The following is a 15,627-nucleotide window of genomic DNA, read 5'->3' as shown; positions in this document are numbered from 1 at the left end:
GCAGGAACCTCCTTGTGACAGACTGATGATACATGGATTGCAACATAAGGAGTTAGGTGCATGTTTCCTTTTCATCCGTTCATTACTAATTAGTTACCTGGTAGTGTTTATGTTACCAGGTAACCTTTTTAAAACCAACTCAGATATGATTGTTAATCAATGTATTTATTTTTTAATTGGTCTGATCCTATACGCCCGATGATGAGTAAAGCTAATGGTAAGATATTGGACATGATCTTTGGTAAGCCTTCTGGAAGGATAATATCCAAGCCGACCAAGCGATTTAACGCTATAATCAGTAGTTTTGCCACTAATAAAAATACCCCTAATAAAAATACGCCATCAAAGAATGCTTTCCATTTTGGATAGGCCAATTTCTTACCATCACGAATGATTTTTTCCTTCAATGCTTTATCACTCCTCATCATTTCATCGATTGTAATACCGAATAAATCACTTAAAGCAATGATTACTTCGATACTTGGATAGTTCTTACCAGTTTCCCATTTTGAAACTGATTGTCGACTAACATGAATTTTTTCAGCGAGTTCAGCTTGTGACCAACCTCTTTTTTCAACCGTTCACTAAAAAACATATTGATCCCCCTTTTCTTTATTTCCAGTATTCATTAAGTATGTATCTCAAGTAAAGATATAGGTTGCACGAGGCGCAACTTTTGGTTTGCGAGTGAGAAATTCTTGTTTTTTGCATAGTTCATCTTAACGTAAAGCGTTTTAAAAGTGTACTATGACTAACTTCACGTACAACGGTATTAAAACTCATAATAGCAACATCCGCATGCCAGTAGCCGATCTCCAGCCGACAGGTGCTCGCCAGTGACCGGATCATACTCACCGAATAGGTGCTGCACGTCGTACCATTCGAAAAAACTCCCAACCCAATTCCTTCATATTGTCGGCGAGCGTTTGGTTCGCTTGGTGCAGCGTCGAGACAGGGAAGCTACTGAACCAACTGTAGTGTAAAAAAACGGAAAAGAACGATGTGCAAAGTGTTGGGCATCGACATTCAGGAGTTAATCGAGTTGGAGTAGTCCTCTCAACTTTACAATCGTTCTTTTGTACGTAAAAGTTGCGGAAAATTTACAAAGCAGGGAGAAAGTAAAGGAATGGAATTGGAGAATCGAAATGGTGGTAGCTGATGATATTATGGTTATTTACGTCATAAAATAAAGGATAAAAAGGGCAACGTTTTGAAGTTGTTGTACGTACTAGATTATTCGTAAAACATCATAAAAGGATTACAGGAGTTACTAATTTTTACTGAGTAAGTATTGAACTAATCGTTACTGGGCAGCCCTCTTGCGAAAAAAGAAACCCTGAAAGGAATTAAACCAATCAAGGTATAAAATTGATTCTTAGTTATCATTTTAGATTAATACAAGACTGGATTTTCTTCTATCTTATCTTTTTACTTTCAGTTTGGAAAGAAAACACCTCCCCCTGCATTTGATAATTTTCCTACGAGGAGGTGTGACTTTTTATATACATTATCCCGCTAAGCTACTCGATAATCATATTTTATCAAGTGAAAATCATTTAAAAGTTTAACCAACACTATTTGACAAAAAAGTATTGTCAATGGGTAGCCCCAGAAGACGTGATTAACATAACGCCATTCAAGATTTTAACATTTATTTTACCGAACTTTTTTTCTGACCAAAGTTCTATTATCTTTTTTAACTCATTTGTTTCAATTACACATTCACTTTCTCCCTCAATTATTTTTGTTGTTTCTTTATTAATCTCCAATGTACAATTGTTACCTGTACTTTCCTCATAATTTGACTCGCCACTTAAAACTCTGTTTATTAAATCTAACCACGGTTGACAACTACCTTGAATATCGCCCATTAGAAGTATTGCTACAGGAGAAATAGCATCTGGAACATCTACCACAATACCGCCTTCGGTTTCCCTAAACTTAATTTCATATTTCATACTTTCCACACTCCATTAATATATTGGATAAACCGTTAAAATTTTACCATTAGCGTCTAATCTCATATGAATTTTCATACCGTTAGGTAAAGTCGCTTCATATAAATTATCCTTTACCCTCCGTTTATTATTATAAAGAAAGAATCATATGAAAGGCCCATGGTCATTTCATCTGTTGACTTCCATTGTTAGAATGTGGAATTGTCTCAACAATCATGCCGCGAGCCATCGGTTAAGATTATGCGACGGTTACCATATTGGTAAGCAAAAGGAGAATCATGAAAGCGAGAGAGAGGATATTTCAGTATGGGAACAAGGTCAACATGTGTAGCCATATGAAAGACGGTGTCGTCATGAACGAGCCCGCCTATGCGAAGCAAGGAATCGGGTTCCTATCTCCTTGTTTGTTTCGGCGTAAATGATGTGAGTAGTTTTTGCTTATCTGTCAACTACGGAAATCCAATGAAACAGAAGGAACGCCTGTTTTTAAAATAAAAAAGAGTTCCAACCGAATCTTATACGGACCGGGTTGGAACTTTTTTGTTTATCGCTGGTCGGCAGGAAAGACGATGCCGGTTTGTCTTCGTGCTTCGTCCATGATTTCCATCGTCCAAAGCGAATGGCAATGTGAGTTGATTGTTGATTCATGCTTGCCGCTTTCAATTAAACGGATAAATTCTTCGGCTTCATAATACATCGGCGGTTTATCTTGTGGGACGGTGATGTCCTCAACGCGCCCATCACGGTAGCGGATTTCGATTTTCGCTGGCGTATGGATGGCGTCAATGATCATGTTTCCGTCTTCGCCTTGGATTTCTGAAGGCAAGTGCGAGTTGGTGATTTTGGAATAAAAGACGACCGCATCCATATTCCCATAATCCAACACGATCGCTCCTTCACCGTCAACGCCGGATTCGAGCTTCACACTTTGTGCTTTTACGCTGCGGGGCTTACCAAACAAAGTGACCATCGGGTACAGGCAGTAGACGCCAAGATCCATAAGCGCCCCGTTCGAGAAAGTGGGGTTGAAGGCGTTCAACACAGTCCCTTGTTTGTAGGCATCATAACGCGACGAGTATTGGCAATAGTTCGCGGCGTAGCGGCGGATGCGGCCGAGTTTATGTATGTGTTGACGGATGGCCGCAAAGTTCGGCATGAGCGTTGATTTCATCGCCTCCATCAGCACGACACCATTTCGCTTGGCCGCTGCGATCATCGCTTCGACTTCTTTCGCGTTGGAGGCGAGCGGCTTTTCGCACAACACATGTTTGCCGTGATTCATCAACAAAATCGCTTGTTCAGCGTGAAACGCGTTAGGGCTCGCGATGTAGACGGCGTCAATGTCATTGCTTTTCGCTAGTTCTTGTAAATCGGTGAATGTGCGCGGCGCCCCGACTTTCTCGGCAAATCGCTTAGCGGTTTCGTCTGTTCGCGAGTAGACAGCAGCGAGCTCGAAGGAATCGACGAGGCGCGCGGCATTGATAAACGCTTCGGTGATCCAGTTTGTGCCGATTGTCGCGAATCGCACCATGTTGTTTCCCCCTTTGTTGGTATCGACCATCATTGTACCATAAATCGAATGAGAAGATTTGGTTTTCGTCGATGTGCTTTTTTTCCTCTATTTTTCATACAGCTCAATCGGCAATCCGTCCGGGTCTTGGAAGAAGGTGAACCGTTTGTTGGTCGCTTCATCGATACGAATCGGTTCAGGCTCGATGCCATGGCGGCGTAAATAGGCGATCGCCTCATCCATGTCATCGACGGCCAATGCGAGATGGCGCAGCCCGCACGCTTCCGGGTAGCTTGGGCGTTTGGGTGGGTTTTCAAACGAGAACAGCTCAAGTTGAATTCCGCCGTCCGCTTCTAAATCGAGTTTGTATGAGCGGCGCGCGGCACGGTATTGCTCACGGAGGGGACGAAAGCCAAGAATTTCAGTGTAAAACCGTTTGGATCGCTCATAGTCCGAGCAAATGATGGCGATATGGTGAATGGTCGTAAGACGCATGTCAAATCCTCCTTTATCTATGACGTCTTTTCCGTTCGGTAAACGGAGCGGGCAGGTTAATGGTGACAAGCAATGTGCTCCAACAATAAGATTTCTCCAATAGAGAAGCCTTGACTCTAATGCGCTGGATGACTGAGCGTGGGGGAACGGTTGTTTTTCACCATTCCTCTAAAAAGCTTCCGAATACGAATGTTTCTTTGTTAGCTATCGATTGGACCATCATCGTTCTTCAATGATGTTCTTTGCCTTTGTTGTAAGGGCAAGAAGTTATTATTTTGCAATAATGGAGATCGGTTTCGAGGATTGTCGAAACTAGCGAAAAATGTCCACTCTCCTAATATTGACAGCTTGACAACCTATATACTATCATAAAACTTGTAGGTTGAAAATTTAGAATATTCACTTGCTATTTTTGTAGAAAAAAAGAGTCCTTACCACAACTTTTTTGTAAGCGCTTAACCTCTGTGATGCCTCATGATCGCAACACCATCGATGCTGCACCATCGCGTTTGTTTCCAATGCCAATTTGAGAATAAAAGGAAGGGGATATGGCCGTGATTTATGAGTTTAAGCTTCCTGATATTGGCGAAGGGCTGCATGAAGCCGAGATCATCCGTTGGCTCGTCCGCGAAGGGGATGTGGTCAATGCCGATCAACCAATTGCTGAAATTCAAACGGATAAGGCTATGGTCGAAATGACGACGCCGGTGGCTGGAAAAGTGATGTCACTTGCCGGGCCGGAAGGAGCCACGGTTAACGTCGGGGAGCCGCTGATTGTATTAGATACCGAAGCAGCGGGAGAACCGAGAGGAAATCAATCAGAACAAAGCACTGGTCTTAAGGAAACATCGGCAACCGTCCAAGCGGATCGGGGAACGCGTCCAGCCCGCAAGCGGGTGATCGCAGCGCCATCGGTGCGCAAGCGGGCGCGGGAGATGGGCGTCCCGATTGAGGAAGTGGAAGGAACAGGCGAAGGCGGTCGGGTGACGCTCGCCGATTTGGAGCGATATGTGCGAGAGCGCGAGGCAGCCGTGACGGTGGCCGAAACGGTACAGAGCGGAATCGGCAAGGTCGAAGAAGCGTCTTTCGCTCGCAGCTCTCATGCCGTCAGCGACCGTATAAGCAAGGCGCTGTTTGCGCCACCTTCGACTGGGCCGTCTCCTCTTACTGAGGAAGAAGAACGGATCCCGCTTCGCGGCTTGCGTAAAAAAATCGCCGAAAAAATGGTGAAATCGGTGTATACGGCGCCGCATGTGACCGGGATGGATGAAATCGATGTGACAAAGCTTGTTGAGATCCGCAAGAGCTTAGCCGCCCAATTGGCTGAAGAACGGATCAAACTCACCTATTTGCCGTTTGTCATTAAGGCGGTGACAAGGGCATTGAAGCAATACCCGATGTTTAACGCCACGCTTGATGAAGAGACGAACGAAATCGTGCTGAAGAAACGTTACCACATCGGCATCGCAACGGCGACAAAAGCCGGACTGTTGGTTCCTGTCATCCGCGACGCCGATCAAAAATCAATTCGCGAGCTGGCGATTGAGATCGCCGAGCTTTCGGAGAAAGCGCACCGCCAGGCGCTTCGCCTTGAGGAACTGCAAGGAAGCACGTTCACGATCACGAGCACCGGCGCCGGTGGGGGATGGTTTGCGACGCCGGTCATCAACTATCCGGAAGTCGCGATTTTCGGCGCGCATGCGATCAAGCGGCGACCGGTTGTGATCGATGATGAGATTGTCATCCGCGACATAATGGGGATGTCGCTCACGTTTGATCATCGCGTCATTGACGGCGAGCCGGCCGGGCGGTTTATGCGGACGGTGGCGCATTATTTGGAGAATCCGGAACTGTTGCTGCTGGATGTGCGGTAGGCGGCCGTTAGTTCACTTTCGTTTTGTGAACCGAATAAGACTGTGAGTCGCAAAAAATGATGGGAGGGGATCGCATGTTTGATCCAAAGGAGCTGCCCGTCGAGATGGTGCAAATTCTTGACGAAAACGGGAATGGGGATGAGGCGAAAATCGCGGCGTTTTCCGATGAGTGGCTGCTCGATGCCTACCGAGCGATGCGGCGGGCACGCGTTGTCGATGAGCGGCTGCTGCGCATGCAGCGGCAAGGGCGGATTGGTACATATGCGCCATTTAGCGGCCAAGAGGCAGCCCAAATCGGCAGCGTCCTTGCGCTTCAAAAAGATGACTGGATTTTCCCGAGCTATCGCGAAGTGGCGGTCTGTTTGACGCACGGCATGCCGCTCGAGCAGTTTTTCCATTACGTGCGCGGCCGCCTGTCAGGGAAGAGGATGCCAGAAGAACTGAACATTTTCCCGACACAAATTATCATCGCTGCGCAGACACTGCATGCAGTTGGCTGCGCGTGGGCAACAAAATTGAAAGGCGAATCGCATGTGTCGGTCGCCTATTTCGGCGACGGGGCGACGTCGGAAGGAGATTTTCATGAAGCAATGAATTTTGCCGCGGTGTACAACGTGCCGGTCATCTTTTTCTGCCAAAACAACCAGTATGCGATTAGCGTCCCATACGCGAAACAGACGGCGAGCCGGACGATCGCGCAAAAAGCGCTCGCTTATGGGATGAAGGGGGTGCTGGTCGATGGCAACGATGTGTTGGCCGTCTATGAAACGATGAAACAGGCGGTCGAGGCGGCGCGTCGCGGAGAGGGGCCAATGTTGATTGAGGCGCTCACGTATCGGCTCGGGCCGCACACAACCGCTGATGACCCAACGAAATACCGTCATCCGGAAGAAGTGGAAACATGGCGGAGGAAAGATCCGCTTCACCGCTTGCGGGTGTTGCTTGAGCGGCGCGGGCTGTGGACGGATGCGAAAGAAGAGGAGTTCGTTGCCAAAGTGAACGAGGAAGTGACAGCCGCGTACGAGGCGGCTGTCGCCAGTGAGTCCGGTTCGATTGCGGATGTGTTTGATTATGTGTACAGCGAGGCGCCGAAGTTGCTCGCCGAGCAAAAAGAAGAAGTGATACGGCGAAAGCAAGCGAAAGAGGTGAAATGAGATGGCGGAATTAACGATGATCGAAGCAATCAATGAAGCGATGCGCCAGGAGATGGAGCGTAATTCGCGCGTCATCGTGCTTGGAGAAGATGTCGGCGAAAACGGCGGCGTCTTCCGGGCGACGGACGGGCTGCTTGAGCAGTTTGGCTCCGGGCGCGTGTTTGATACACCGCTGGCTGAATCCGGCATTATCGGCACGTCGATCGGATTGGCAATCAATGGTATGCGGCCGATTGCCGAGATCCAGTTTCTTGGGTTTGTGTACCAAGCGATGGACCAGCTCGCCGCGCAGGCGGCGCGCATCCGCTTCCGCTCCGGCGGTCGGTTTTCATGCCCGATCGTCGTGCGCAGCCCATACGGTGGTGGGGTACGGACGCCAGAGCTGCACTCTGATGCGTTGGAGGCGCTGTTTACCCATTCGCCTGGCTTAAAAGTCGTCATGCCGTCCAATCCGTACGATGCAAAAGGGCTGTTGATTTCCGCCATTCGTGACGATGATCCGGTGCTGTTTTTCGAGCCGATGAAGCTGTACCGGGCGTTCCGTATGGAAGTGCCGGAAGAACCTTACACGATTCCGCTCGGCCAGGCGCGCATCGTGAAGGAGGGTGACGATGTAACGATTCTCACATGGGGGGCGACGGTGCCGCTTGTCGCGAAACTCGCCGACGAGATGCGAATGAGAGGCGTTGACGCGGAAGTAATCGACCTGCGCTGTCTCCAGCCGCTCGATATCGACACGATCATTGCCTCCGTCGAAAAAACAGGGCGGGTGATGATCGTCCATGAAGCGGTAAAAACGAGCGGGTTTGGCGCGGAAGTGGCGGCGCTCATCAGCGAGCGGGCGCTCTTTTCCCTTTCGGCCCCAATCGTGCGCATCGCCGGTTACGATACGCCATACCCGGTGCCGTCGGTCGAGGACGACTGGTTGCCCAACCCTGCCCGCATTGTGGAAGGAATCGAGACGTTGATGCGCTACTAATCAAAACATGCCGCACGGCGTGCTCGACAATTGAAAGGGGAATGGTGCGGCTGTTGTATCCCAGTGATAAGGGGGAGAACGATGAACGTGTACGAATCACTGCTTGAGTTGATCGGCGACCGTGAACGGGTGAGCAGAAACGAGACGGTGCTTGAACACCATAGCAAAGGTATCGCCTACCATGAGCCGCACAAACCGGATGTCGTCGTCTTTCCGAAAACGGCCGAGGAAGTGAGCCGGGTATTAGCGTTTGCGAACGAACACCGCATCCCCGTGACGCCGTTTGGCGCCGGCACGAGCTTAGAAGGGCATATCATTCCGGTCGAAGGCGGCATTAGCCTCGATGTGACACGGATGAACAACATCATCGACATCCGCCCCAACGATTTTCTCGCCATTGTCGAGCCAGGGGTGACGCGCTTGCAGCTTAACCAAGCGCTCAAACCGTACGGACTGTTTTTCCCGGTCGACCCGGGGGCAGATGCGACGATCGGCGGCATGGCGGCAACGAATGCAAGCGGAACGAACTGTGTAAAATATGGCGTCATGCGGGAACAAGTGCTCGGGCTCGAAGTGGTGCTTGCCGACGGTTCAGTCATTCAAACCGGTAGCTTGGCGGTGAAATCATCTGCTGGCTATGACTTGACCGGTTTGTTCGTCGGATCCGAAGGGACGCTCGGGATTTTCACCCGCCTCATCGTCCGGCTGCACGGCATTCCGGAGGCGACGACGGCCATCAAAGTCGGTTTTCCGTCGCTTGAGGCGGCAGCGCAAGCGGCGTTTGCCGTGTTAAAAGCTGGCGTTGGACCAGGGAAAATTGAACTCGTGGATGAGGCGACGGTCGCAGCTGTCAACGCGTACAAAAAGACCGATTATCCGGTAAAGCCGACGCTGTTTATCGAATTGAGCGGCAGCCGTTCGAGCGTAGATGACGGGGCGGAACTCGTCAAAGAACTGTGCGAAGCGGAGGGAGCAGTTTCGTTTGTGATCGAAACCGACTCGCTCGCCCGTGCGCAGCTTTGGGAAGCGCGCCATCACGCGGCGTTCGCCATTCAAGCCGCGTATCCGGGCAAGGCGATGCTCTCGACTGATGTGTGCGTGCCGCTGTCCGAACTGCCCGGGGCGATTGCAGATACACGTCGGCTTGTTAATGAACACAACATGACTGCCGCTATTTTTGGCCATGTCGGTGACGGCAATTACCATACGGTGCTTGCCTTTGACCCAAATGATGCTGAAGAGATGAAGCGAATCGAGCATGTGCACACCCATATCGTTCGCTACGCTCTGTCTCGCGGTGGTACGTGTACAGGTGAGCACGGCATCGGTATCGGCAAGCGAGCGTTTTTGCGAGAAGAAAAGGGCGATGCAGTATTATGGATGAAGCGGCTGAAACAATTGTTTGACCCAAACGGCATTCTCAACCCGGGGAAAATCTTTTTGCCGTAACGCTTCGTCCGTATGGCGGCTCGATTGATTAGTTTGATAGCGATATTTCTCAAAAACATAAGTTGGATGATTAAGAGGAAGCGGAGACCGTCTTTTATGAGGAAAAGGGTGCTCTCAACGGAACGGAGCACCTTTTTCTTCTTGTGTTTCCCTACAGGAATAGAGAGTGCCGTTTCTCGCATTTCACTGATTTTATGGAAACGTTCTGCATGGCTGGTTTTTGCATACGGCGCGCTTGCTTTTCCTATCCTTTTTGTAACAACTTGTTACTACGAAGAAACAATTGTTTTTCGTGTTCGTCTCGTTACAAAAAGCCGCCGCGCCCTTTACTTTTTTCGTCAAACGCGGTTTATTGGTGATAGAACGATTCATCGCCGGTGTTTGTTGTGGGAAAGGAGACGATCTGAATGGAGCATCGTCATCTCAAACCGTTCCCGCCCGAGTTTTTATGGGGTGCGGCATCGGCCGCATATCAAGTCGAGGGAGCGTGGAACGAAGATGGAAAAGGGTTATCGGTATGGGATGTGTTTGCCAAGCAGCCGGGCCGAACGTTTAAGGGGACAAACGGCGACGTCGCGGTCGATCATTATCATCGCTACAAAGAAGATGTGGCGTTGATGGCGGAAATGGGGTTGAAAGCGTATCGGTTTTCGGTGGCGTGGAGCCGAGTGTTTCCTGATGGAAATGGGGACATCAATGAAAAAGGGCTCGATTTTTACGATCGCTTGATTGAGGAGCTGCAAAAACATGGGATCGAGCCGATTGTGACGTTGTACCATTGGGACGTGCCGCAAGCATTGATGGATGCCTATGGGGCATGGGAGTCGCGGCGCATCATTGATGATTTTGACCGGTATGCTGTGACATTGTTTCAACGGTTTGGCGACCGGGTCAAATATTGGGTGACACTCAATGAACAAAACATTTTCATTTCTTTGGGCTATCGGCTTGGCTTGCATCCGCCGGGCGTAAAAGACATGAAACGCATGTATGAGGCGAACCATATCGCTAATTTGGCAAATGCGAAGGTGATTCAATCGTTCCGTCATTATGTGCCTGATGGAAAAATCGGGCCGAGCTTTGCCTACTCGCCAATGTATCCGTGCGACAGCCGCCCGGAAAATATACTCGCTTTTGAAAACGCGGAAGAATTCCAAAACCATTGGTGGATGGATGTGTATGCATGGGGAACGTACCCACAGGTGGCTTGGAACTATCTTGAATCGCAAGGGCTAGAGCCGACGGTGGCGCCGGGCGATTGGGAACTGCTCCAAGCGGCGAAGCCGGACTTTATGGGAGTCAACTATTACCAAACTACGACCGTTGAGCATAATCCACTAGATGGCGTCAGCGAAGGTGTGATGAATACGACAGGAAAAAAAGGGACATCAACCTCAAGCGGCATTCCTGGACTGTTTAAAACAGTGCGCAACCCGCATCTCGATACGACGAACTGGGATTGGGCGATTGATCCGGTTGGCTTGCATATTGGCCTCCGCCGCATTGCGAACCGTTACCGGTTGCCGATTTTGATCACAGAAAACGGCTTAGGTGAGTTCGATACGCTAGAACCAGGCGATATCGTGAATGACGATTATCGAATTGACTACTTGCGCCGCCATATTCAAGAAATTCAACGCGCCATCACGGATGGTGTTGACGTGCTCGGTTACTGTACTTGGTCGTTCACCGATTTGCTCAGCTGGCTGAACGGTTACCAAAAACGGTACGGATTTGTGTACGTCAACCGTGATGATGAATCGGAAAAAGATTTACGCCGCATCAAAAAGAAAAGCTTTTATTGGTATCAACGGGTTATTGCGACGAACGGTGCCGAGTTGTAGCTTTGTCACCGACCGTTCGGCCTCGGTCAGTCTGCGTCGGCAGTAACCGATACATTTCCTTCGCGAGCCGCTCAAGCAAATAAACGACCGGTAGCTGTGTCGTCACGTCTGTCTGTCCCATTCGCTCGGCGGTGGCGTAGTATGTCAAGTTGTAGTCGGAGATGTTAGCGAGTGAACAATGTTTTCGATTTGTGATGCTGATGATCGTGCCGCCTTTTTCCTTAAAACGGTGCACTTGAGCGAGCGTGTGCTGTGTTTCGCCGGACACCGACAAGGCGATGACGACACAGTTGGTAAAATAATGGCCGTAAATCGGGAAAAACGGGTCTTTAATGTAAACAGAAAACTTTTGAAACGCGGAAAAATAACGCGAGCCGTATTCGGCCAAAATACCGGAGCTGCCTGAGCCGACAAAAATGACGTGATCGGCCCGGGCAATCACGGTGGCGGCATCCAGAATGGTTCGCTCGTAATCAGCCGTTAATGTCCGCTCAAAAAATTCTCTTAATGCTTCTTGGCTGCTGATGATCGACGTTCGTTCGTTTTCCCGCAAGTGTAGCTTCCATTTCGTTTTGAACTCGCTGAACCCATCGCAGCCGACCTTCTTGCAAAAACGGAGCACAGTCGGTGGCGAGACATGGACAGCCTCGGCAAGCTCGCGAATGCGCATGTAAGCGACTTCATGAGGATGTTTGACCACATAATCGTAGATGGCATAATCCAACTCGGAAAACTGGGCGATTTGTTCGGGGGTAAACATCGGGCTCCCTCGCTTTCGAAAAGAGTGGTGAAAAACTTCCTCCATGCTCAGCAGTTTGCTGGGCACAGCGGAGGACAAGGTTTCCCTAAGCAACTCCGTTGCGGAGCTGCATGGTCGATTCAGCCACCAGCCTTCTAGGGTGGGACGCGCGATGGCTGGGAAGAAGGACGATTGGACGGCCAATGTCAACGATTCGCACGTACGTTCATTATATCATGCCTAACAGGGCGAAAGGGGAAGAGGAGTATGGAAAAACGATTGAAAATTGCGACGATCGGTGGCGGGTCAAGTTATACCCCAGAGTTAGTCGAGGGGTTGATTAAACGTTATCACGAACTGCCGGTCGGGGAGCTATGGTTGGTTGACGTTCCGGAAGGGAAAGAGAAGCTCGAGATTGTCGGCGCCCTCGCCAAGCGGATGGTCGAAAAAGCCGGTGTGCCGATTGAGATTCATTTGACACTAGACCGCCGCCGGGCCTTGGAAGGAGCAGACTTTGTTACGACGCAATTTCGTGTCGGCGGCCTAGAGGCACGGGCGAAAGATGAGCGCATCCCGCTGAAATACGGGGTGATCGGTCAGGAGACGAACGGCCCCGGCGGCTTGTTTAAAGGGTTGCGGACGATCCCGGTTATTTTGGATATCATCCGCGATATGGAAGAGTTATGCCCGGAGGCGTGGCTCATTAACTTCACGAACCCAGCGGGGATGGTGACAGAAGCGGTTTTACGTTATACGAAGCGCGATAAAGTGGTCGGTTTGTGCAACGTACCGATTGGCATGCACATGGGTGTCGCGAAGCTGCTTGGTGTTGATGCCGACCGCGTGCACATCGATTTTGCCGGGCTGAACCATATGGTCTTTGGCTTGCACGTCTATCTAGACGGTGTCGAGATAACTGAGAAGGTGATCGACCTCGTTGCCAATCCGGATCGTTCCGGGGTAACGATGAAAAATATCGTCGACCTCGGCTGGGAATCGGACTTTTTGAAAGGGTTGAAGGTGTTGCCATGTCCGTACCACCGGTACTACTTCCAAACGGACAAAATGTTGGCTGAGGAGCTCGAAGCGGCGAAAACGAAAGGAACGCGCGCCGAAGTCGTACAGCAGCTTGAAAAAGAACTATTTGAGCTGTACAAAGACCCGAACTTGGCCATCAAGCCGCCGCAGCTCGAACAGCGTGGTGGGGCGTACTACAGCGACGCTGCCTGCAGCTTGATTAGTTCGATTTACAATGACAAGCGTGACATCCAACCGGTCAACACAAGAAATAACGGTGCCATCGCCAGCATTCCGTCGGAATCGGCTGTCGAGGTCAACTGTGTCATTACGAAAGAAGGACCGAAACCGATCGCTGTCGGTGACTTGCCGGTTGCGGTGCGCGGACTCGTTCAGCAAATTAAATCGTTCGAGCGTGTTGCCGCTGAAGCCGCCGTCACCGGTGATTACCAAACGGCGTTAGTCGCCATGACGATCAACCCGCTTGTTCCTTCTGATACGGTGGCCAAACAAATTTTGGATGAAATGCTCGAAGCGCATAAAGAACATTTGCCGCAGTTTTTTAAACAGGCCAAAACAGTAGCTGGAAACTAAATCGTTTGGAAAAGCGATTGACAAAGCCGCCCGTCGTTGGCGGCTTTATCGTTGAACACCGTCGTATTCTTCCATTCGCCCTCTTTCCCTATGACGCCATCCGTGATGAATCGTCCTCGTTTGCGCCCCAATTTCCATTTTTAATAGGATTGATTTTCGCTTTCTCACTGTTGAACTGCGTAAACAGCTATAGCATCAGTGCATTCCCACGACACCCCATCGGCCGCCGTTCGTTAAGCAAAATGGGGGATAATGAAAGAAAGTGTGCGGAAGTGAAAAAAGAAAGTTTGCGCATGCTCATTCACTTGGAGCTCAACAAGGCGAAGCGGTAGAGAAATGGAAAGGATGAAGGGGAGGAGCTTTTTCGAAACGGCGTGATCTGTTTCGGGAGACATTTTTGAATCATCGTTTTTTCTATCCTTGTAGTGAAATGCGGCGTCGCTTTGTTTCTTTTGCTGATTTGGAATACAATGAAAATAAGAAAGCAAATATAGACCCGTTGGGGATGGGGAGAAAGTGATAGAGAGGGAGACGTGTCAGGATGGGTCAAGAGCAAGGGGGAAGAAGATGATTCGCTATGTGAAAAATATGTCGATGAACTTATTTCCTGGCTATTTTGCACTTGTGATGGCGACAGGGGCTTTGTCGATCGCCACGTTTTTGCTTGATATGCATGTCGTTTCTACCGGATTGCTTTATTTCAACATAGTGGTATATACCATTTTATGGGGGTTGACGCTCTATCGCCTTGCGTTCTTTACTTCTAGGTTTGTGAAAGATTTAACGAGCCATACGCTTGGCCCTGGGTTTTTTACCTTAGTCGCTGGAACGTGTGTATTTGGCAGTCAGCTCATCATCGTGGCTCATCACCCTGAACCTGCCTTGTATTTATGGTTTTTGGCTATTTTCCTTTGGCTTGTGATCATGTATACCTTTTTCACCGCTGTTACGGTGCGAAAAAACAAACCGACGTTGTCAGAAGGAATTAACGGTGCATGGCTGATAGCGGCGGTAGCGACACAGTCGATTTCCGTTCTCGGCACGTTGCTTTCGCCCTACGTCGAGAATGGGCGGGAAATTGTCCTGTTTGTCGCATTATGCATGTATTTGCTTGGATGTATGTTGTATTTAAACATTATTACCCTTATTTTCTACCGGTTTACGTTCGTCGAATTAAAGTTTGCGGCGTTAACGCCGCCGTATTGGATCAATATGGGAGCGGTAGCGATCACGACGCTGGCCGGTTCTACACTTATGCTTCATGTAGACAATTGGTCGTTTCTTAGCGAATTGCTTCCGTTTTTGAAAGGATTTACTCTGTTTTTCTGGATTACCGGGACATGGTGGATTCCGCTTCTGTTCATTTTGATGATTTGGCGTCATTTATATCATCATTATCCACTGAAATACGATCCGCAGTTTTGGGGGATGGCGTTCCCGCTTGCCATGTATACCACGAGTACGTATCAATTATCCAAGGCGTTAAGCCTTCCTTTTTTGCAGGTGATCCCTCGTTTCATGGTGTACGTGGCGATGACGGCATGGTTGATGGTGTTCCTTGGGTTGATTCACCATTTGTATGCGAGTTTTCGCCAACAGAGGGGAGAGGAGAGTAGCTCGTTGTGGCAACGGACGAGAAAAAGGTAAGGGAGGGCAGAAGAAGGCCCTTCCGTATTTTTTATCAAAATCAAGCGAGAAAACTCCCACTTCCACCTAGCGAAGTAAGTGGGGAATGAATCACTGAAAACAAAGGATAATGTGAAGAGGGTAGCGTCAAAAGTTTTATGAAAACTCCACATCCGCCATCCCATGGAGCATCGTAAGGCATCCTTGGAGCCGGATTCGCCCTTGACCAACACCCGCCAAAGGTGTGAAAGGGACGTCAAGGGCGACGGGGACAAAAAAGAGGGCATAGGAAAACCGCCCTTGCCCTTACCGAATTTTACCTTTGACGAGGTTCGGTTGGTCAAGGGTTCGCTTCGCCGAATCCGGCTGTTCTTCTGATCCATGGGCT

The 15,627-nt window shown here is 49.4% G+C and carries 12 protein-coding genes and 2 pseudogenes; 8 read left to right on the top strand and 6 right to left on the bottom strand.

The window, feature by feature from the left end:
• Positions 1-152 precede the first annotated feature (152 nt).
• The 5 genes and pseudogenes from IC804_RS08315 to IC804_RS08295 form a co-directional block, all read right to left on the bottom strand.
• Positions 153-575 (bottom strand): annotated as a pseudogene (locus IC804_RS08315) (helix-turn-helix transcriptional regulator); the annotation flags it as partial.
• Positions 576-793: 218 nt separating this feature from the next.
• A pseudogene (locus IC804_RS08310) lies at positions 794-938 on the bottom strand (pre-toxin TG domain-containing protein); the annotation flags it as partial.
• Between the two features lie 657 nt (positions 939-1,595).
• Positions 1,596-1,958, bottom strand: coding sequence for a hypothetical protein (locus IC804_RS08305; RefSeq protein ID WP_011888272.1), 363 nt, complete (start codon positions 1,956-1,958; stop codon positions 1,596-1,598).
• Between the two features lie 544 nt (positions 1,959-2,502).
• On the bottom strand, positions 2,503-3,489 hold the full coding sequence (locus IC804_RS08300; RefSeq protein ID WP_060476261.1) for a Gfo/Idh/MocA family protein: 987 nt from the start codon (positions 3,487-3,489) through the stop codon (positions 2,503-2,505).
• A gap of 87 nt (positions 3,490-3,576) precedes the next feature.
• Positions 3,577-3,963 (bottom strand): SMU1112c/YaeR family gloxylase I-like metalloprotein, encoded by a 387-nt coding sequence (locus tag IC804_RS08295; RefSeq protein ID WP_008880425.1) that lies wholly within the window; start codon positions 3,961-3,963, stop codon positions 3,577-3,579.
• A 554-nt stretch (positions 3,964-4,517) separates the two neighbouring features.
• On the opposite strand from IC804_RS08295, the gene IC804_RS08290 reads away from it, so the two are divergent.
• The 5 genes from IC804_RS08290 to IC804_RS08270 all read left to right on the top strand — a co-directional run bounded on the left by IC804_RS08290 (position 4,518) and on the right by IC804_RS08270 (position 11,263).
• A complete protein-coding gene (locus IC804_RS08290) occupies positions 4,518-5,837 on the top strand; it encodes a dihydrolipoamide acetyltransferase family protein (RefSeq protein WP_172437901.1) in 1,320 nt (439 codons plus the stop codon).
• A 74-nt stretch (positions 5,838-5,911) separates the two neighbouring features.
• Entirely contained in the window at positions 5,912-6,991 is a 1,080-nt protein-coding gene (pdhA, locus tag IC804_RS08285) for a pyruvate dehydrogenase (acetyl-transferring) E1 component subunit alpha (RefSeq protein ID WP_029761400.1), read from the top strand.
• 1 nt (position 6,992) lies between these two features.
• On the top strand, positions 6,993-7,970 hold the full coding sequence (locus IC804_RS08280; RefSeq protein ID WP_008880422.1) for an alpha-ketoacid dehydrogenase subunit beta: 978 nt from the start codon (positions 6,993-6,995) through the stop codon (positions 7,968-7,970).
• A gap of 81 nt (positions 7,971-8,051) precedes the next feature.
• Positions 8,052-9,419 (top strand): FAD-binding oxidoreductase, encoded by a 1,368-nt coding sequence (locus IC804_RS08275; RefSeq protein WP_008880421.1) that lies wholly within the window; start codon positions 8,052-8,054, stop codon positions 9,417-9,419.
• Positions 9,420-9,826: 407 nt separating this feature from the next.
• The gene (locus tag IC804_RS08270) at positions 9,827-11,263 is read left to right on the top strand and encodes a glycoside hydrolase family 1 protein (protein WP_008880420.1); all 1,437 of its coding nucleotides are present in this window, start codon (positions 9,827-9,829) and stop codon (positions 11,261-11,263) included.
• Here the strand turns inward: IC804_RS08270 and IC804_RS08265 are convergent.
• A complete protein-coding gene (locus IC804_RS08265) occupies positions 11,235-12,023 on the bottom strand; it encodes a MurR/RpiR family transcriptional regulator (RefSeq protein ID WP_008880419.1) in 789 nt (262 codons plus the stop codon). The genes IC804_RS08270 and IC804_RS08265 overlap by 29 nt on opposite strands.
• Before the next feature lie 246 nt (positions 12,024-12,269).
• On the opposite strand from IC804_RS08265, the gene IC804_RS08260 reads away from it, so the two are divergent.
• The 3 genes from IC804_RS08260 to IC804_RS08250 all read left to right on the top strand — a co-directional run bounded on the left by IC804_RS08260 (position 12,270) and on the right by IC804_RS08250 (position 15,260).
• The gene (locus IC804_RS08260) at positions 12,270-13,613 is read left to right on the top strand and encodes a 6-phospho-beta-glucosidase (RefSeq protein WP_081157543.1); all 1,344 of its coding nucleotides are present in this window, start codon (positions 12,270-12,272) and stop codon (positions 13,611-13,613) included.
• A gap of 5 nt (positions 13,614-13,618) precedes the next feature.
• Positions 13,619-13,945: a hypothetical protein gene (locus IC804_RS08255; RefSeq protein ID WP_011888267.1), complete on the top strand. Its 327-nt coding sequence runs from the start codon at positions 13,619-13,621 to the stop codon at positions 13,943-13,945.
• A 235-nt stretch (positions 13,946-14,180) separates the two neighbouring features.
• Positions 14,181-15,260: a tellurite resistance/C4-dicarboxylate transporter family protein gene (locus IC804_RS08250; RefSeq protein ID WP_029761395.1), complete on the top strand. Its 1,080-nt coding sequence runs from the start codon at positions 14,181-14,183 to the stop codon at positions 15,258-15,260.
• Positions 15,261-15,627: the final 367 nt, after the last annotated feature.

The organism is Geobacillus sp. 47C-IIb (assembly GCF_014679705.1).
Taxonomy (GTDB): domain Bacteria; phylum Bacillota; class Bacilli; order Bacillales; family Anoxybacillaceae; genus Geobacillus; species Geobacillus thermodenitrificans.
Note: the sequence above shows the minus strand (reverse complement) of the source record. Positions and strands in the feature narration are given on the sequence as shown.